This window comes from Pilimelia terevasa (assembly GCF_014647915.1).
GTDB lineage: Bacteria > Actinomycetota > Actinomycetes > Mycobacteriales > Micromonosporaceae > Pilimelia > Pilimelia terevasa.
The window spans coordinates 400,472-417,847 of record NZ_BMQC01000001.1 but is presented as its reverse complement, the minus strand read 5'-3'; the positions used below and the strand labels follow the sequence as shown (position 1 = coordinate 417,847).

General features: G+C 76.0%; 17 protein-coding genes and 1 tRNA gene. 4 read left to right on the top strand and 14 right to left on the bottom strand.

Annotated elements, in window-relative coordinates; translation table 11 throughout:
• Positions 1-269: 269 nt before the first annotated feature.
• Together IEY75_RS02045 and IEY75_RS02040 are read right to left on the bottom strand one after the other, a co-directional pair.
• Positions 270-1,652: a cystathionine beta-synthase gene (locus tag IEY75_RS02045; RefSeq protein WP_189112405.1), complete on the bottom strand. Its 1,383-nt coding sequence runs from the start codon at positions 1,650-1,652 to the stop codon at positions 270-272.
• 62 nt (positions 1,653-1,714) lie between these two features.
• Entirely contained in the window at positions 1,715-2,086 is a 372-nt protein-coding gene (locus tag IEY75_RS02040; RefSeq protein WP_189112404.1) for a YkvA family protein, read from the bottom strand.
• A 395-nt stretch (positions 2,087-2,481) separates the two neighbouring features.
• Here IEY75_RS02040 and IEY75_RS02035 point away from each other — a divergent pair, with 395 nt between their 5' ends.
• Positions 2,482-3,306: an SGNH/GDSL hydrolase family protein gene (locus IEY75_RS02035; RefSeq protein WP_189112403.1), complete on the top strand. Its 825-nt coding sequence runs from the start codon at positions 2,482-2,484 to the stop codon at positions 3,304-3,306.
• Between the two features lie 27 nt (positions 3,307-3,333).
• On the top strand, positions 3,334-4,578 hold the full coding sequence (locus IEY75_RS02030) for an acetyl-CoA C-acetyltransferase (protein ID WP_189112402.1): 1,245 nt from the start codon (positions 3,334-3,336) through the stop codon (positions 4,576-4,578).
• 36 nt (positions 4,579-4,614) lie between these two features.
• On the opposite strand, the gene IEY75_RS02025 is transcribed toward IEY75_RS02030, so the two are convergent.
• The 3 genes from IEY75_RS02025 to IEY75_RS02015 all read right to left on the bottom strand — a co-directional run bounded on the left by IEY75_RS02025 (position 4,615) and on the right by IEY75_RS02015 (position 6,095).
• On the bottom strand, positions 4,615-4,935 hold the full coding sequence (locus tag IEY75_RS02025; protein WP_189112401.1) for a hypothetical protein: 321 nt from the start codon (positions 4,933-4,935) through the stop codon (positions 4,615-4,617).
• A 103-nt stretch (positions 4,936-5,038) separates the two neighbouring features.
• A complete protein-coding gene (locus IEY75_RS02020; RefSeq protein ID WP_189112400.1) occupies positions 5,039-5,827 on the bottom strand; it encodes a Bax inhibitor-1/YccA family protein in 789 nt (262 codons plus the stop codon).
• Positions 5,828-6,014: 187 nt separating this feature from the next.
• A tRNA-Leu gene (locus IEY75_RS02015) sits at positions 6,015-6,095 on the bottom strand.
• A gap of 130 nt (positions 6,096-6,225) precedes the next feature.
• Here IEY75_RS02015 and IEY75_RS02010 point away from each other — a divergent pair.
• A complete protein-coding gene (locus IEY75_RS02010) occupies positions 6,226-8,154 on the top strand; it encodes a hypothetical protein (RefSeq protein ID WP_189112399.1) in 1,929 nt (642 codons plus the stop codon).
• A 71-nt stretch (positions 8,155-8,225) separates the two neighbouring features.
• Here IEY75_RS02010 and IEY75_RS02005 read toward each other — a convergent pair whose 3' ends face one another.
• The 7 genes from IEY75_RS02005 to eno all read right to left on the bottom strand — a co-directional run bounded on the left by IEY75_RS02005 (position 8,226) and on the right by eno (position 14,785).
• On the bottom strand, positions 8,226-9,572 hold the full coding sequence (locus IEY75_RS02005; RefSeq protein WP_189112398.1) for an NAD(P)/FAD-dependent oxidoreductase: 1,347 nt from the start codon (positions 9,570-9,572) through the stop codon (positions 8,226-8,228).
• A gap of 143 nt (positions 9,573-9,715) precedes the next feature.
• The gene (locus IEY75_RS02000; RefSeq protein WP_189112604.1) at positions 9,716-10,489 is read right to left on the bottom strand and encodes a uracil-DNA glycosylase; all 774 of its coding nucleotides are present in this window, start codon (positions 10,487-10,489) and stop codon (positions 9,716-9,718) included.
• Positions 10,490-10,554: 65 nt separating this feature from the next.
• The gene (locus tag IEY75_RS01995) at positions 10,555-11,139 is read right to left on the bottom strand and encodes an LppU/SCO3897 family protein (protein ID WP_189112397.1); all 585 of its coding nucleotides are present in this window, start codon (positions 11,137-11,139) and stop codon (positions 10,555-10,557) included.
• 127 nt (positions 11,140-11,266) lie between these two features.
• Positions 11,267-12,178, bottom strand: a complete 912-nt coding sequence (locus tag IEY75_RS01990; RefSeq protein ID WP_189112396.1) for a Ppx/GppA phosphatase family protein — start codon at positions 12,176-12,178, stop codon at positions 11,267-11,269.
• Between the two features lie 9 nt (positions 12,179-12,187).
• The gene (locus IEY75_RS01985; protein WP_189112395.1) at positions 12,188-12,730 is read right to left on the bottom strand and encodes a DUF501 domain-containing protein; all 543 of its coding nucleotides are present in this window, start codon (positions 12,728-12,730) and stop codon (positions 12,188-12,190) included.
• 19 nt (positions 12,731-12,749) lie between these two features.
• Positions 12,750-13,334 (bottom strand): septum formation initiator family protein, encoded by a 585-nt coding sequence (locus IEY75_RS01980; protein ID WP_189112394.1) that lies wholly within the window; start codon positions 13,332-13,334, stop codon positions 12,750-12,752.
• Between the two features lie 167 nt (positions 13,335-13,501).
• Positions 13,502-14,785: a phosphopyruvate hydratase gene (gene eno, locus IEY75_RS01975; RefSeq protein WP_189112393.1), complete on the bottom strand. Its 1,284-nt coding sequence runs from the start codon at positions 14,783-14,785 to the stop codon at positions 13,502-13,504.
• 191 nt (positions 14,786-14,976) lie between these two features.
• Here eno and IEY75_RS01970 point away from each other — a divergent pair, with 191 nt between their 5' ends.
• A complete protein-coding gene (locus IEY75_RS01970; RefSeq protein WP_189112392.1) occupies positions 14,977-15,612 on the top strand; it encodes a PilZ domain-containing protein in 636 nt (211 codons plus the stop codon).
• Positions 15,613-15,625: 13 nt separating this feature from the next.
• Here the strand turns inward: IEY75_RS01970 and IEY75_RS01965 are convergent, their stop codons facing one another.
• Complete coding sequence (locus IEY75_RS01965; protein WP_189112391.1) at positions 15,626-16,609, bottom strand: nucleoside triphosphate pyrophosphohydrolase; 984 nt, start codon at positions 16,607-16,609, stop codon at positions 15,626-15,628.
• The gene (locus IEY75_RS01960; protein WP_189112390.1) at positions 16,609-17,325 is read right to left on the bottom strand and encodes a SurA N-terminal domain-containing protein; all 717 of its coding nucleotides are present in this window, start codon (positions 17,323-17,325) and stop codon (positions 16,609-16,611) included. Before IEY75_RS01960 ends, IEY75_RS01965 begins: the two co-directional genes overlap by 1 nt.
• Positions 17,326-17,376 lie beyond the last annotated feature (51 nt).

Genomic DNA, 17,376 nt, shown 5'->3' with positions numbered 1-17,376 from the left:
GGGGAACCGCTGCGCGCACTCCCGCCCGCCGCTCCCGCCCGTGAACCGGGGAGAAACGCCTGGCCGGAGGCGTTGGATCGGCGGAGGCTTGCCGATCACCTGATCCTGGGCGGGTGTACGGGATGCCGGCGCTGGCGGGGCGCCGGGATCCCGCGGGAGGAGATGTCTGGAGTTGTCGTGTCCGTACCGTGGCGCCACCCGGACTAACGCGCGAGTGACGGCCCGAAAACGGACACCAGGTGCGACATCACCTCCCGTTCGTCACCTGATCAGGTGGCGGGGGTCGGATGGCCCAGGTGGGCGAGCAGGTCCTGCCGGGTCAGGACGCCCGCCGGCTTGCCCTCGACCAGCACCATCGCGGCGTCAGACTTTTCCAGCAGGGCCACCGCCTCGGCCACCGGCTGGCCGCCGCCGATCATCGGCAGCGCCTCGGCCATGTGCCGCTCCACCATGTCGTGGAGCTGCGCCTGTCCGGTGAACAGCGCGTCGAGCAGCGCCTTCTCCGACAGCGCGCCCGCGACCTCGCCGGTCACCACCGGCGGCTCGGCCTTGAGGACGGGGAGCTGGGAGACGCCGTACTCGCGCATGTAGTCGATCGCGTCCCGGACCGTCTCGGTCGGGTGCACGTGGACGAGCCGGGGCAGCCCGCCGTCCTTGCCGGCGAGGACGTCGGCGACCGTGGCGCCGCTGCCGCCGGTGGCGAGGAAGCCGTACCGGGCCATCCAGTCGTCGTTGAAGATCTTCGACAGGTAGCCGCGCCCGCCGTCGGGCAGCAGGACCACGACGACGGCCTCCGGCCCGCACTCCCGCGCCACCGCGACGGCCGCGGCGGCGGCCATGCCGCACGAGCCGCCGACGAGCAGGCCCTCCTCGCGGGCGAGCCGCCGGGTGACGTCGAAGGACTCGGTGTCGGAGACCTCGACGATCCGGTCGCAGACCGTCCGGTCGTACGTCTGGGGCCAGAAGTCCTCGCCGACGCCCTCGACCAGGTACGGCCGGCCCGTGCCGCCGGAGTACACCGAGCCCTCGGGGTCGGCGCCGATGATCTGTACGCGACCCTCGGAGACCTCCTTGAGGTACCGGCCGACGCCGGAGATCGTCCCGCCGGTGCCCACGCCCGCCACGAAGTGGGTGATCCGGCCCTCGGTCTGGGCCCAGATCTCCGGGCCGGTCGTCTCGTAGTGCGACTGCGGGTTGGCCGGGTTCGCGTACTGGTTCGGCTTCCAGGCGTCCGGGATCTCCCGCGCCAGCCGGTCGGAGACCTGGTAGTAGGACCGGGGGTCCTCCGGCGCGACCGCCGTCGGGCACACCACGACCTCGGCGCCGTACGCGCGCAGCACGTTGCGCTTGTCCTCGCTGACCTTGTCGGGGCAGACGAAGACGCACCGGTACCCGCGCTGCTGCGCCACCAGCGCCAGCCCGACGCCGGTGTTGCCGCTGGTCGGCTCCACGATGGTCCCGCCCGGGCGCAGCTCGCCGGACTTCTCGGCGGCGTCCACCATGCGGACGGCGATCCGGTCCTTGACCGACCCGCCGGGGTTGACGTACTCCACCTTCGCCAGGACGGTCGGCGCCGCCTCCCCGATGACATGGCGCAGCCGCACCAGCGGCGTGTTACCGATCGCGTCGACGATGTTCTCGAAGTAACGCACGACTCAGCTCCGTTCCGGCCCAGGACGGGCACCCACGACTACCGAGCGTCATCGTACGGCGATCACCCGAGCAGGTCCCCGTCGATGGTCGCCGCGCGTCGCCGCTCCCACTCCAGGAACCGCTCCGTCTCGGCCAGGACCGCCCCGGCCAGCCAGGTGACGACGAACGCGTCGTCGACCAGACCGACGACCATCAGCAGTGCCTCGGGGACCGCGTCGATGGGCGACACCACGTACGCCGCCGCGGCGGCCATCAGCAGGGTCCGGCCGCCGCCGTCGTACTCCCCGCGCATCGAGGCCCGCACCATCCGGGGCAGCGCCGCCAGCCGCGCCCCGATCGAGGGGCCGCCGCGGGATCCGGCGGTCAGCGCCCTCCACAGCGCCCGGAAGGCGGCCGTCCGCCGCAGAGCCCGACCTGTCGTACCCGCTGCCATCGCGCACCTCCGCCTCCATGGTGCCGCACGCGCGCCCGTACCGCCGCTCGGGCGTCGCCCGCCCGGCACCGGGACGCCCGGACGGGTCCGGCAGAAACGGCGCGGGACGCCCGGGCGGGGGTCCGGCAGGGCGGGGTGCCGAGACGGGCCGAACGGGGTCCGGCAGGGCCGGTCCCCCGTCCGGGCGATTCCGGCGTGGCGCCCGGCGGGCGGGGAACCGGGCACCCGGGCCGGGACGACGCGTCCGGGGCGACTCCGGGCGGGCCACCCAGCCAGCGGATTTCCCTGCTCACGACCGATTCCCCACCGGCTGTACGGCCCGTAGGCTGGACCTTCGTCAATGGAGATCCCCAGTGGAGTTCTAGGAACGGCAGACCTATGAAGCGGCAGTTGCCATGAAGCGGCTCGGACGGACCGTGGCCGTCACCATGATCGCCGGTACCGTCGGCGGGGCCGCCCTGCTGGGCGCGGAGGCCGTCCTGGCCCGCACCCGCCGGTACGCCCAGCCGGAGCTGGGCCTGACGCTGCGCGCGCAGCTCGGCGGGCCGGCCGCGCCGCCGCTGCGCCTGGTGCTGCTCGGCGACTCCACCGCGCTCGGCGTCGGCGTCGACCGGGTCGCCGACACCATCGGGGGCCAGCTCGCCCAGCTCCTGGCGGCCGGCGACCCGACCGCCGGCGGCGCCTGCGCCGCGCCCGGCGTGCCGACGCTGCCGCCGCGGCGGGTGCTGCTGTCCAGCGTGGGGGTCTCCGGCTCGCGGTCCACGGACCTGGCCACCCAGGTGGCCCGCGCCCTGCTGGGCGAGCGCCCCGACGTGGCGGTGATCCTCGTCGGCGCCAACGACGTGACCGGCCTGCGCCGCCGCGGCGAGTCCGCGACGTACCTCGGGGCGGCGGTACGGCGGCTGACCGACGCCGGTGTGCGCGTCGTGGTGGGGACCTGCCCGGACCTCGGGGCGGCCCGCGCGGTGGCGCCGCCGCTGCGTCAGGTCATCGGCTGGCAGGGCCGGCGGCTGGCCCGCGCGCAGGCCGGCGCGGTCCGCAAGGCCGGGGGTACGCCCGTCGACCTGGCCGCGCTGACCGGGCCGGTGTTCCGCGCCGACGCCGGGACGCTGTGCCGCGACGGCTACCACCCCTCCGCCGACGGGTACCGGGTGTGGGCCCACGCGATGGTGCCGGCGCTGTTCTCCGCGGTGGCACACCCCACGACCCCTCGGCACTGACGGCGTTTCCGTCCTACTGTTGACGGCATGGCAGAGGCTGTTGTCGTCGCGACCGCACGTACGCCGATCGGCCGGGCAGGGAAGGGGTCCCTGCGCGCGCTGAGACCGGACGACCTGGCCGTCGCCGCCGTCGAGGCGGCCCTGGCGAAGGTCCCGGAGCTGGACCCGGCCGCCATCGACGACCTGTACCTGGGCTGTGGGCTGCCCGGCGGGGAGCAGGGCTTCAACATGGCCCGCGTCGTCGCCACGCTGCTGGGCTACGACCGGCTGCCGGCGGCCACGGTGACCCGGTACTGCGCCTCGTCGCTGCAGACGACCCGGATGGCGTTCCACGCGATCCGGGCCGGCGAGGGCGACGTGTTCGTCTCGGCGGGGGTGGAGTGCGTGTCGCGGTACGCCCGCGGCAACTCCGACGCCCTGCCCCCGGAGGCGGCGGCGCTGGTCGGCGGCGGCTGGCAGAACCCAGCCTTCGGCGAGGCCCGCGCGCGCTCGGCCACCCGGGCGGCCGGCGCGGCGCCGACCTGGCGGGACCCCCGCGAGGACGGCGCCCTGCCCGACATCTACCTGGCCATGGGCCAGACGGCGGAGAACCTGGCCCAGGTCAAGGGCGTGACCCGCGAGGACATGGACGTGTTCGGGGTCCGCAGCCAGAACCTCGCCGAGAAGGCCATCGCCGACGGCTTCTGGGCGCGCGAGATCACCCCGGTGACCCTGCCCGACGGCACGGTCGTGCGCACCGACGACGGTCCGCGGGCGGGCGTGACGCTGGAGGGTACGGCCGCGCTCAAGCCGGTGTTCCGGCCCGACGGGCGGATCACCGCCGGCAACTGCTGCCCGCTCAACGACGGCGCGGCCGCGGTCGTGGTCATGAGCGACGTGCGCGCGCGGGAGCTGGGCATCGCGCCGCTGGCCCGGATCGTCAGCTCCGGGGTGACCGCCCTGTCCCCCGAGATCATGGGTCTGGGGCCGGTCGAGGCGTCGCGGCAGGCGCTGGCGCGGGCCGGGATGACCATCGACGACATCGACCTGGTGGAGATCAACGAGGCGTTCGCCGCGCAGGTCATCCCCTCGTACCGCGACCTGGGGATCCCGCTGGACAAGCTCAACGTCATGGGCGGCGCGATCGCGGTCGGGCACCCGTTCGGCATGACGGGCGCCCGGATCACGGGCACCCTGCTCAACGCGCTGGACTGGCACGACCGCAGCGTCGGCCTGGAGACGATGTGCGTCGGCGGCGGCCAGGGCATGGCGATGATCTTCGAACGGCTCTGACCGGTCCGGCGCCGGCCCGGTCGCGGGCGGCGCCGGTCAGAGGGTCGCGCGGACCTGGGCGACGTCGGCCGCCGCGGCGTGGGTGAGCCCGTCCGGGGCGCCCGCGGTGAGCAGGTCGCTGGCGACCACGCGGAGCTGGTCGGGCAGGGCGAGGTCGTTGGCCAGCCGGGGCAGGTCCCGCCGCGGTACGCCCTCGGTCTCCGCCGCGAGGTCCGCGAGCCGCTGCGCCAGCGCGTGCACCACCTCGGCCCGGGACGGCCCGCCCGGGGCGCTCGCGGCCGCCCAGCGGGCGGGCGTCCACTGTGCCACCTGGTTGACCAACAGATCGACGACCCGCGCCAGCTCCGCCCCACTCATGGCGGCAGCGTACTCCGGCGCGGCCGGCGCCGGGGCGACCCGGCCCGCCGACGGCGACAGGGGCGCCCGCGGTGCGCGGCGCCCCTGTCGAACGAACGGCGGGTCAGTCCCTGAAGTAGCTGATCAGGCGGAGGAACTCCAGGTACAGCCAGACCAGGCCGACGACGATGCCGAAGGCGCAGCTCCAGGCGAACTTGCGCGGCAGCCCGTACCGGACCGCCTCCTCCACCTGGTGGAAGTCCAGGACGAAGGTCAGCGCGGCGACCGCGATGCACACGACGCTGAACCCGATGGCGAGCGGGCCGCCGTCGCGCAGGCCGAGGTTGACCCCCGCGAAGCCGAGCAGCAGGTTGGCCAGCATGAGCCCGCAGACGCCGATGACAGCGCCAATCACGATCTTGGTGAAGCGCGGCGTCGCCCGCAGGAACCGCGCGCGGTACAGCGCGGCCATGAGGAAGAACGTGCCGAAGGTGCCGATCGCGGCCTGGACCACGATGCCGGGGTAGCTGGCCTCGAAGAGGCGGCTGACGACGCCGAGGAAGACGCCCTCACAGAGCGCGTACAGGCCGATCACCAGCGGATTGGTGATCCGTGCGAAGGAGATGACCAGGCCGAGTACCAGCCCGGCCACGGCGGCGCCGATCAGCCACGGCAGGGCACCGGCTCCGACGGGCACCGTCTGCCAGGCCACGCCGCCGGCCACGGCGACGAGCGCGAGCAGGCCGACGGTGCGGACCACCACGTCGTCGATCGACATCGGCGCGACCTGCGGCGGCGCGGCGCCGAAGCCCGCGCCGGTCGGGTACGCCTGACCGGCCTGCGGGGCGGTCCCGGCCAGCTCACGCTGCGCGGCCTCCCCCAGCCGGCTGAGCACCGGGTTACGACTCTCCACGTGCATCCTCCTCGACAGCGGGCCGGCTGCCCGGCCCTGGCGGCCCCCGGGCGCTGCGACGCCGGTGACGTGGGTCACGGCCGCCCGGCCGTGACCTCAAGGACAAGCGTAATGCCTGGTCGACACCCTGCCAGCGGCATAAATCCGACAGCACGCCGGGAATCGCCCGTTCCCCCGCCGCGCGCAGTGCCCGGAGCGGGGATCGAACCCGCACGCCTCTCGGCAGCCGCTTTTAAGGCGGCCGTGTCTGCCATTCCACCACCCGGGCCGGCGGTAGCCGGCACTCACCGTATCGGGCGCCGGCACCCCGCGCACACCCGCCGCGGGCGCCCCGGCGCCCCGGCCGCCGATCCGCCCCGCTGGACACCGGACCCCGCACCGTTAGGGTCTGTGGCGTGATGCAGCGCACCCCCCTCGACAGCGACGGAAATCCGCCCGGCGACGACGGCGCGACGCGCACCGCCGAGCCGGCCACCGCCGAGCCGGCCACCGCCCCGGTCGAGCCGGCCACCACTGCGGCCGAGCCGGCCACCGGTCCGGCCGGGCCGCCCGCGGACCCGCCGGCCGCGGACCCGCCCGACCGGCGGCCGCGGCGCCGGTCGGTGCTGGTCGACCTGGGGGTCTGCGTCGGCTACCTGCTGGCCGCCGCGGCCGTGCTCAGCCGGCTGTGGGTCGACCCGGCCGGCCGGATCCTGGCCCTCAACGCCGAGGACCAGACGCTGTACGAGTGGTTCCTGGCCAACGACACCCTGCTGTGGACCGGCGAGGTGGGCCTGCTCAGCGACCGCCTGAACGCCCCCGAGGGCTTCAACCTGATGGCCAACACCACGGTCATCGCGCTGGGGCTGATCGGTACCCCGGTCACGCTGGCCTTCGGGGCGGCCACGACGTTCGTGCTGTTCGCCACCCTCAACCTCGCGGGCACGGCGGCCGCCTGGTACTTCCTGCTCGCCCGGGGACTGCGGCTGCACCGACTCGCCGCGGCGGTCGCCGGGGCCTTCTGCGGCTTCGCGCCGGGGATGGTCTCGCAGAACATCTCCCACCTGCACATGAGCGCCCAGTGGCTCGTCCCCGCGATGGCCTGGTGCGTGATCCTGCTGGCCCGCGGCGGCGACCCGGCCGAGCCGCGCCGGGAGCGGACCTTCTGGCTGGCCTCGCTCGGCCTGGCCGCGCTCGTGTTCGTCCAGGTGTTCATCGGCGAGGAAGTGCTGTTCCTCACCACGTTCACGCTGCTGTTCGTGGCCCTCGGGTACGTGCTGGCGCGGCGCGGGTTCGCCCGGCGGGTGGCGCCCCGGTTCCTGGCCGCGATGGCCGTCACCGGCGTGGCGGCCGGGGCCGCGCTGGCGTACCCGCTGTGGTTCCAGTTCTTCGGCCCGCAGGGGGTCCGCGACGGCATCTTCCGGCCCGACGACTTCTCCGCCGACCTGGCGAGCTGGGTCGCCTTCTCGCCGCTGTCGCTGGCCGGCGGACCGGCCGCGGCGGAGCTGACCTCCGGGCCCTCGGAGTACAACACCTTCCTCGGCCTGCCGCTGCTGCTGGTGGCGCTCGGCTGCACGCTGTGGCTGATCCGCCGGCCCGCCGTCGTCGCGTGCGCGGTGGGGACGGTCACGATGGCGGCGCTGTCGATGGGGCCGCGCGTCGTCGTCGGCGGCGAGCGGACCGGGTTCTACGGCCCGTACATGGCGCTGAAGAACGTGCCGGTCGTGGACGGCGCGCTGCCGATGCGGTTCGCGCTCGCGGCGATCCCGCTGCTGGCGGTCATCCTGGCGCTGGCGATGGACCGGGCGCTGCGGCACGACCTGCGGGTACTGCGCTGGACGGTCGTCCCCCTCGTCGTCGCCGCCCTGGTGCCGGTGGCGCCGCTGCCGCTGCCGGTGAAGGAGCGGCCGCCGCTGCCGACGTTCATCGCCTCGGGGGCGTGGCGGCAGTGCGCGCCGCGGGGCGGGGTGCTGGTCACGCTGCCCCTGGCCACGCCGCCGCGGCCGGGGCCGATGCGGTACCCGACCGCGACCAACATCGACTTCGCGATCCCCGAGGGCTTCTTCATCGGGCCCTACGGCAAGGACGGCAGCGGGGCGATGGGCACCTCGCGGTTCCCCATCTCCCAGTGGCTGGACCGCGTCGGCCGCACCGGGGAGCTGGCGCCCGTGGCGCCGGGCGACCAGGAGGCGTGGCGGGTGGCGCTGGAGTTCTGGCGCGCGGACTGCGTCGCCGTCGCCGACATCGAGACCAACGCCGCGCCGCTCGCGCAGGCGCTGACCGACCTGTTCGGCCGCCCGGGGGTGCGGATCGCCGACGCGCTGGCGTGGCCGGTCACCCGGACCTAGCCGGGGCGCCGTCCGCCCGCGCGTCCGCGTGGTCGGCCGGGCAGGCGGCGGCCGGGCCGCCGCCGTGGGCGTCAGGCGCCGGTACGCGGGGCGTCGGCCTTCACCGGCACGGGCGGGGTGACCTCGGCGAAGCTGTCGCGCGGGTGCTCCAACTGGCCCAGGGCCACCACCTCGCGCCGGGTGAACAGCGCCAGGGTCCAGTCGACCACGACCCGGATCTTGCGGTTCAGCGACGGGATCCGGCTCATGTGGTACGTGCGGTGCATGAACCACGCCGGCAGGCCGGTGAGCTTGATGCCGTACACCTGGGCGACGCCCTTGTGCAGGCCCAGGCTGGCCACGCTGCCCACGTGCCGGTGCCGGTACTCCTTCGGCGGCCGGCCGCGCAGGACCGCGGCGATGTTGTCGGCGAGCTGCCGCGCCTGCCGCACGGCGTGCTGCGCGCTCGGCGAGCAGAGGGTGCCCGGCGCGCCGGTCAGGTCGGGGACGGCGGCGCAGTCCCCGGCGCTCCACGCGCCCGGCACGACCCGGCCGTCGGCGTCGACGACCTGGAGGGTGGCGGCGCAGGTGACCCGGCCCTTGTCGTCGCGCGGCAGGTCGGTCTGGTTCAGCATCGGCGACGGGCGCACGCCCGCGGTCCAGACGATCGTGTCGGCGGCGAAGCGCTCGCCGTCGCTGAGCACGACCTCGCCGTCGACGCAGGACTCCAGCCGGGTGCCGAGCCGGATGTCCAGGTTCCGCTTGAGCAGCTGCCGGACGGTGTACGCGCCCATGTCCCGGTCGACCTCGGGCAGCACCCGCTGGGTGGCCTCGACCAGCACCCACCGCATGTCCGCGGCGGTCAGCTCCGGGTAGTACCGCAGGGCGTCGCGGGCCATGTCCTCCATCTCCGCGAGCGCCTCGATGCCGGCGTACCCGCCGCCGACGAACACGAACGTCAGCGCGCGGGCGCGGACCCCGGGGTCGGCGGTGGCGGCGGCGACGTCGAGCCGTTCGAGGACCTGGTTGCGCAGGTAGATGGCCTCGCCGATGGTCTTGAAGCCGATGCCGTGCTCGCGCAGTCCGGGGATGGGCAGGGTGCGGGAGACCGAGCCGGGGGCGACGACGACGTGGTCGTAGGCGATCTCCATGGCCGGGCCGGAGATCGGCTCGACGGTGGCGGTCCGGGCGGCGTGCCGGATCCGGGCGACGTGGCCGTTGATCACCTTGCAGTGCCGCAGCTCGCGGCGCAGGGGCACGACGCTGTGCCGCGGGGAGATGTTGCCGGCCGCCGCCTCGGGCAGGAACGGCTGGTACGTCATGTGCGGCTGGGGGTCGACGACGATCACCTCGGCCTGACGCGCTCTCCTGGCCAGCCGCAGGGCCGCGTACAGCCCGACGTGGCCGGCTCCGACGACGAGGATCCGCTCGGCAGTCATGGGGTCATCGTGCCCCGCTGGGTCTGCGGCGGCCCCGGAATGTGACCCACGAGTCATGTGACGTACGAGTCAGGCGGCCCGGGTCAGGTGGCCGCGGGTCAAGTGGCCGCGGATCAGATGGCCGGAGGTCAGACGGTCGCGGGTCAGACGGTCGCGGGCGGGCCGGTCGGCGGGGGCGGGCCGAGACCGGCCCGGTCGCGGGCCTCCGCCAGGACGGCGTCCAGCATCGCCGGGGTCAGCCGGCCGGTGAAGGTGTTCTGCTGGCTGACGTGGTAGCAGCCGAGCAGGGCCGGCAGCGCCGGGTCGGCCGGCAGCCAGCGGGCGCCGTGGCCGAACGGCGGGCGCGGGGACGGGGGCCGGACGCCGTACACCGCCCGCAGCGCCGGCCAGAACGCCGCCCAGGCGAACGCGCCCAGCGCCACCACCACCCGGGCACTCGGCCGCAGCAGGGTCAGCTCGCGGTGCAGCCACGGGGCGCAGGTGTCGCGCTCGGCGGGCGTGGGGCGGTTGTCCGGCGGCGCGCACCGGACGGCGGCGGCGATCCGGGTGCCGGTCAGCGCGAGGCCGTCGGCGCGCCCGACGCTGGTCGGCTGGCTGGCCAGGCCGACCCGGTGCAGGGCGGCGAACAGGACGTCCCCGCTGCGGTCGCCGGTGAAGATGCGGCCGGTGCGGTTGCCGCCGTGCGCGGCCGGGGCGAGGCCGAGGATCACCAGCGGCGCGGCCTGGTCGCCGAAGCCGGGGACGGGGCGGCCCCAGTACACCTGGTCGCGGAAGGCCGCCCGCCGCTCGCGGGCGACCTGCGCCCGCCAGGCGACAAGCCGCGGGCAGGCGGCGCAGTCGACGACGGCCGCGTCGAGCGCGGCGAGGTCGGCGGCGGCCGGCGCCGCGGCCGGCGGGCCGGCGGGCCCGGACGGCACGGCCCGGGACTGCCGCACGCTGCCCTCCTGCCGCACGCTGCCCTCCCACCGGCCGGGGCCGGCGGCTACGGCGTGGCCGGCCCGAGGCAGAGAGCGTAGCCCTTGGCGTCCTTGCGGGCGGCGGCCTCCCAGAACGTGAACTCGGCCGTCGGGAAGGCGGCGCAGACGTTGCTGGCCTGGAACTGCCGCTCGGTGATCTGGTCGATCCGGCCCAGCACCCGCCACCGGGCGCCCGGCTCGGTGCAGCCCACCTTGCGCATGTGCTTGGGCTCGCCACCGTCGAGGCACTCGCCGATCGCGGCCCGCGCCGACGGCTCGTACGTCAGGTGGCGGGCCACCTGCCAGCCGACCGCCCCGGCCAGCGCCACGGCGGCCACGGCGATGAGCAGCATGATCTTGAAGAACGGACCTCGCGGCTTGGCGGCCGGCGCCGGGTCCGCGGCCGGCAGGCCCGGCGGCGGGTAGGTCGGCACCGGTGCGGGGGCCTGCGGTGGGTCGGCGGCCGGCGCCCGCTGGGCGGGCACGTGCGGCGCCTCCGGGCTGGCCGCGGGGGGCGGCGGGGCCGGGGTGCCGCGCCACTGCGCCGGGATGGGGGCGCTGTCGGTCGCGGCGTCGAACGGACCCGGTGACGGCGAATGAGGGGTGGTCACGGCCGGTTCCTTTCCGGGAGGTCTGCGGCAGTGTAGCGGTGCGGCCCGGCCGGCGGGGACGAGTGGACTGTCGGAAGCCCGACAGTCCACTCCCGCCGCCGCGGCGGCGGGAGTGGATCGACGTCGGTCAGCGCAGGCTGGCGGCGATGCCGTCGAGGATGTCGTGCTCGCTGACCGTCACCGCCGGGTGCCCGGTGCGCTCCAGCACCGTGCGCAGGACCAGCGCCCCGGCGGCGATGACGTCGGCGCGGCCGGGGTGCATCACCGGCCGCGCGCGGCGCGCGGCGACGGTACTGCCGAGCAGGTCCGCGGTCACCCGCGCCACGTCGTCCGCCGTCAGCACCGCGTGGTGGATCCGGTCCGGGTCGTACGCCGGCAGCCCCAGCGCCAGCGCCGCGACCGTGGTGACGCTGCCGGCCAGGCCCACGAAGGTCGCCGCCGTGCGCGCCGGTACCGCCGCCAGCGCCTCGTCCACGGCGGCGGCGATGTCGGCCTCGGCGGCAGCGACCTGCGCGGCCGTCGGCGGGTCGCCGTGCAGGTGCCGCTCGGTCATCCGGACGCAGCCGATGTCGACGGACCGGGCGTGCGTGACGCCGTCGGGTCCGCCGAGGACGAACTCGGTGGAGCCGCCGCCGATGTCGATGACCAGGTGCGGGCCGGGGGCGACCAGGCCGGCGACCGCGCCCGCGAAGGACAGCCGGGCCTCCTCGGTACCGGAGATCACCTCCGGCGGTACCCCGAGCGTGGCCGTCACCATGTCGCGGAAGTCGGCGGCGTTGCCGGCGTCGCGGGTGGCCGAGGTCGCGCACATCCGCACCCGGGCGCAGTCGTACTCACGGATCAGCGCCGCGTACCGGGCCAGCGCGGCGCGGGTGCGCTCCAGCGCCGCGGGGGCGAGCATCCCCGTCCGGTCGACACCCTGGCCCAGCCGGACGATCTCCATCTCCCGGACGAGCGGGCGGGCGCCGCCGGAGTGCAGGTCGGCGACGAGGAGCCGGATCGAGTTGGTGCCACAGTCCACCGCCGCCACCCGAGTCATCCGCCCACCCTAGTCGGCGGCCCCGGCCGGACCGGCGTCGGCGAGGCAGGGGCGGGACCAGTAGTCGCCGACCAGGTCGCGCACCTCGTCGCCGAACGGGTTGACCCCCGGGCCGGCGGCCAGCGCGTGGCCCAGGTGTACGTGCAGGCACTTGACCCGGCCCGGCATCCCGCCCGCCGAGATGCCGGCGATCTCCGGCACGTCGCCGATGGCCCCGCGGACCGCCAGGTAGTGGGCGTGGGCCTCCCGGTACCGGTCGGCCAGCTCCGGGTCCTGGGCGAGCCGCGCGGCCATCTCCTTCATCAGCCCGGCGGACTCCAGCCGGCTGCACGCCGCGGTCGCGTGCGGGCAGGTCAGGTAGAAGACGGTCGGGAACGGCGTGCCGTCGGCGAGCCGCGGCGTGGTCTCCACGACGTCGGGCCGGCCGCAGGGGCAGCGGTGCGCGACGGCGCGGGTGCCGCGGGGCGTGCGGCCGAGCTGCGCCGTCACCGACGCGAGGTCGGCCTCGGTGGCCGGCTCGCGGTGCGGCAGCGCGGGGGGTGCGGATTCCACTGTGTCGACACTCCGGTGCTCAGGGGTGGGGGGCGGCGTCGGCCGCGGTCACACTCGACCACAGCTTGTCCGACCAGCTCGGGGGGGCCGGGCGGCGCCCCGGGCCGGGCGTGGGCACCTCGCCGCGGTCGAAGACGACGTACGCCCTCTCCCCCGGCAGCACCATGTAGAAGCGGCGGCGGGCCTGGTTGACGACGTACGCGTCGTCGCTCCACAGCAGGTCCCGCTCGCGCAGTGCGCTGATGTTCTCCCGCTTGGCGGCGTTCGCCGCCTCCAGCCGCGCGATCTCGGCCTTCTGGTTGAGTAGCTGGCGGACCGGATAGGTGTACCCCAGCGCGAGCGCCAGCAGCAGCACCAGCAGCACCCCGGCCCGACCGGTGAGCCGCCGCGGGCGGCCGGCGGTGGTGCGGGTGGTGCCCGGTCGGGCGGCTGTCGCGCGGCGGGGACCGGCCGGGCGGGCGGTGCTGGCCCGCCGGGCCTCCGGGCGGGCGTCCCGCTCGCGGGCGGCACCGCGGGCGCCGTGGCGCCCCGCCCGGGCCGCGCCGCCGCGTCCCGGGCTCGACCTGCGGGCCGCGGCCGGACCGGACGGCTGACGACGCTGCATGGCACCGACTGTAGTGGGTCCGCCGCACCGATCGGGTGACCCGCCCCGCCCGGCGTCGCGCCACCGCCGGACCCCCGCGCGCGCCGCCGCCCGGCGCCCGTTCGCGGGTCACGCGTTCGGGTGCCGGGCGGATCGGCCGGCGGTCGCCCCGGCGGCCGCGGCGGGCGTCAGCCGCGCTGGTGGCGCGGGAAGGCGGCCGTGCCGGCGTACCGGGCGGCGTCGCCCAACTCCTCCTCGATGCGCAGGAGCTGGTTGTACTTGGCGACGCGGTCCGAGCGGGCCGGCGCGCCGGTCTTGATCTGGCCGCAGCCGGTGGCGACGGCCAGGTCGGCGATGGTGGTGTCCTCGGTCTCGCCCGAGCGGTGGCTCATCATGCACCGGAAGCCGCTGCGCTGGGCCAGCTCGACGGCGTCGAAGGTCTCGCTCAGCGAGCCGATCTGGTTGACCTTCACCAGGACCGCGTTGGCGCTGCGCTCGGCGATGCCGCGGGCGATCCGCTCGGGGTTGGTGACGAACAGGTCGTCGCCGACGAGCTGGGTCCGGTCGCCGAGGGCGGCGGTGATCGCGGCCCAGCCGGCCCAGTCGTCCTCGGCCAGCGGGTCCTCGATGGAGATGATCGGGTAGCTCTCCACGAGCTTGGCGTAGTAGGCGGCCATCTCGTCGGCGCTCTTGGCCGCGCCCTCGAACTGGTACGCGCCGTCGCGGTGGAACTCGGTGGCGGCCACGTCCAGCGCTAGCGCCACGTCGGTGCCCAGCGCGTAGCCGGCGTTGCCGACCGCCTCGGCGATGAGGTCCAGCGCGGCGGCGTTGGTGGGCAGGTCGGGGGCGAAGCCGCCCTCGTCGCCCAGGCCGGTGGACAGCCCCTGCCGGCGCAGGACGGCCTTGAGCGCGTGGTAGACCTCGGCGCCGCAGCGCAGCGCCTCGGCGAACGTCGGGGCGCCGATCGGGGCGACCATGAACTCCTGCACGTCGACGTTCGAGTCGGCGTGGGCGCCGCCGTTGAGGATGTTCATCATCGGCACGGGCAGCAGGTGGGCGTTGGGCCCGCCGAGGTACCGGAACAGGCTCAGCTCCGCCGAGCTGGCGGCGGCCTTGGCCACGGCGAGGGAGACGCCGAGAATGGCGTTGGCGCCCAGCTCCGACTTGTTCGGCGTACCGTCCAGGTCGATCATCACCTGGTCGATCGCCCGCTGGTCGCTGGCCTCGTACCCGACCAGCTCGTCGACGATCCGGTCCTCGATGTGGTCGACGGCGTCCCGCACGCCCCGGCCCAGGTACCGGCCGGTGTCGCCGTCGCGCAGCTCGACCGCCTCGAAGGCGCCGGTGGAGGCGCCGGAGGGGACCGCGGCGCGGCCGGTGGCGCCGTCGTCCAGGCCCACCTCGACCTCGACCGTCGGATTGCCTCGGGAGTCCAGGATCTCCCGAGCCACGATTGCCTCGATGGTGGCCATTGCTCCTCCTCGCGACGGTTCTGGGGCGGGTGTCCGGTCTGCGTCGGAGCACCCTCCGCGAGGGTAGCGAGCGCGGCCGGCCGCGGTACGCCGGGTCCGCCGGACTGGGGGCCGGCTCACCGGCCGCTCAGGTGGCGCGGCGCCCGTCCGATGGGACCGGCAGCAGTCCGTGGCGACCGGGAGGAGTACGCGTGAGCGCGAACCTGCCCGCCGTGGGCGCCCGCGTCCAGGTCGTCGTCGACGGGGACGCCCACCCCTGCCACGTGGAGGCCGCCGCCGGTGCCCGGCTGTCGGTCAACGCCCCGATCGGGCTGGCCGCGGCCCGGCTGCCGGCCCCCGGCGCCACCGTGCACCTGCGGTGGACCGACCGGCGCGGCCGCCACCACGTCGGGGCGCGGCTGGCCGGCCGGGACGCCCAGACCTGGGAGCTGGACGTCGTCGGCGACGTGGCGGTCAACCAGCAGCGGCTGTACGTGCGCGGCGGCGGCGGCGAGCCGATGCGGCTGCGCCGGCTGGACCCGGCCGGCCCGGCGCTCGACGGCGAGGTCGTGGACGTCGCCGAGCGCGGCCTGCGCGGGCGGTTCGCCCACGTGGACCTGGAGGCCGGCGACCGGGTGACGGTCGCGGTCACGCTCGACGGCGAGCCGGTCACCGTCCTGGGCACCGTACTGCGGGTGATCGAGCTGCGTGAGCTGCGCGGCCTGGAGGTGGTCGTGACCTTCGAGCCCTCGGAGACGCAGGCCACGCTGATCCGCCGGTACGTCCTGGCGGCACAGTTGCGCGCCCGCCAGCTCGCCGCGGCCGAAGGCCGGGCCGGGCACCGCTGACGGGGTACGGCGGTCAGCGCGGGCCGGCCGCCGCGGCGGTCTCGGCGGCGCGCAGGGTCGCCAGCCTGGCCAGCACCGCGCGCCGCAGGGCCGCCTCGGGATCCTGGCCGGCCGCGCGGGCGGCGGCCACCAGCGCCAGCAGGGCCGCGCCGAGCGCGTCCTCGTCGGGGTGCGCCGGAATGGGGCCGGCGGGGCCGGCGGGCAGCCCCGCGCGGGCGGCCCGGTCGTGGACCTGCGCGGCGAGCGCCAGGGCCGGCTGGCTGACCGCCACGCCGTCGAACGCCGACGTCCGCCCCTTCTCGGCGCGCTTGATCCGCTCCCACTGACCGGTGATCTCGGCCGGGTCGCTCACCCGCGCGTCGCCGAAGACGTGCGGACTGCGCCGGACCAGCTTGGCGGCCAGGTCGCCGGCCACGTCGTCCACCGTCCACGGCTGCGCCGCGGCCTCCGCCAGCCGGGCGTGCAGGACCACCTGGAGCAGCAGGTCGCCCAGCTCCTCGCGCAGCGCCGGCAGGTCGTCGGCCTCGATCGCGTCGTACGTCTCGTAGCACTCCTCGACCAGGTACGGCGCGAGGCTGCGGTGGGTCTGGCCGCGCTTCCACGGGTCGCCGCCGGGCGACAGCAGCCGGTCGACGACCGCGACCACGTCGAGCAGCCGCGCGCCGGGCGGGTCCCACGACCCCGGCAGCACCTCCAGCGTCGCCCGGCCGGGCTCGCGGGCGAGCAGCAGGCCGAGCCGGCGGGCCACCGCCTCGTCGCCGTCGGGGGCGGCCAGCCACACGGCGGTACCGGCCCGGTCGGCCGCCGCCAGCAGCGCGGCCACGGGCTCGCCCTCGGGTGACCCGACCGCCACGCCCTGCGCGCGTACCGCGGCGACCTGCGGCGACGGGGCGCCGGCCAGGACGGGGTGCGCACGCAGCAGGTCCCACGCCTGGGCGCTGAGCAGGCCGGCGGGCAGCCGGGGGGACGTGACGAGCAGGACGACGCGCGGCGCCACTAGTGGTCGTGCCCGCCGCCCGCCGCCGGCTCCTCGCGGGCCGGCGGGTCGGCCGGCGCGTCGGCCACGGCGACGCCCGCGCCGAGCGGGACCGTGAAGTACGACTGGGCACTCTGGATGTCGAAGGGCAGCCGGAACTCGCTGCCGTACTGCGGGTTGACGGTGACGTCGGCCTCGGCGACGGCCTCCGTGACCGCGGCACGGATCGCCAGCGGCTCGCCGATGCCCTTGGCGTCGAAGCTCTCCCGCAGGCGCGCGTACGGCTCGCTGACCGGGCGGCCCTGGACGGTCGTGTGCCGGTACGCCTCGCGGCGCTGCTCCTCGGTCGGGTCGACCGGCTTGACCGCCTGGCGCAGCGCGTCCTGGCCGGCCACGAACCGGGCGAACAGCGGCGTGAGCCTGATCTGCGGCGGCAGGTTCTGCGCGGTGGCGAACTCCGCCAGCGGCGTCTCCTTCACCGGGATCTGCCGCTTCTTCGCGTACGCGTCGACCGCCTCGCCGACGATCATCAGGCGGAGCACCTGGGCGCGCAGGTCGCCGCGGTTGATCTGGGCGCGGTTCTGCGGCGGCAGGCTGTTGACGTACTCGTCGGCGATGCGGGCCACCTCGGCGCCGGTGATCCGGTGCCCGCCGACGTACGCGGCGACGTCGGGGTCCGCGCGGCAGCCGGCCAGCCCGGTCAGTCCGATACCGACCACGGCGAACACTGCGACCATCCGAGCACGCTGCATGTCCCCCACCCTACCCACAGGCGCGCCCGCGCCGGC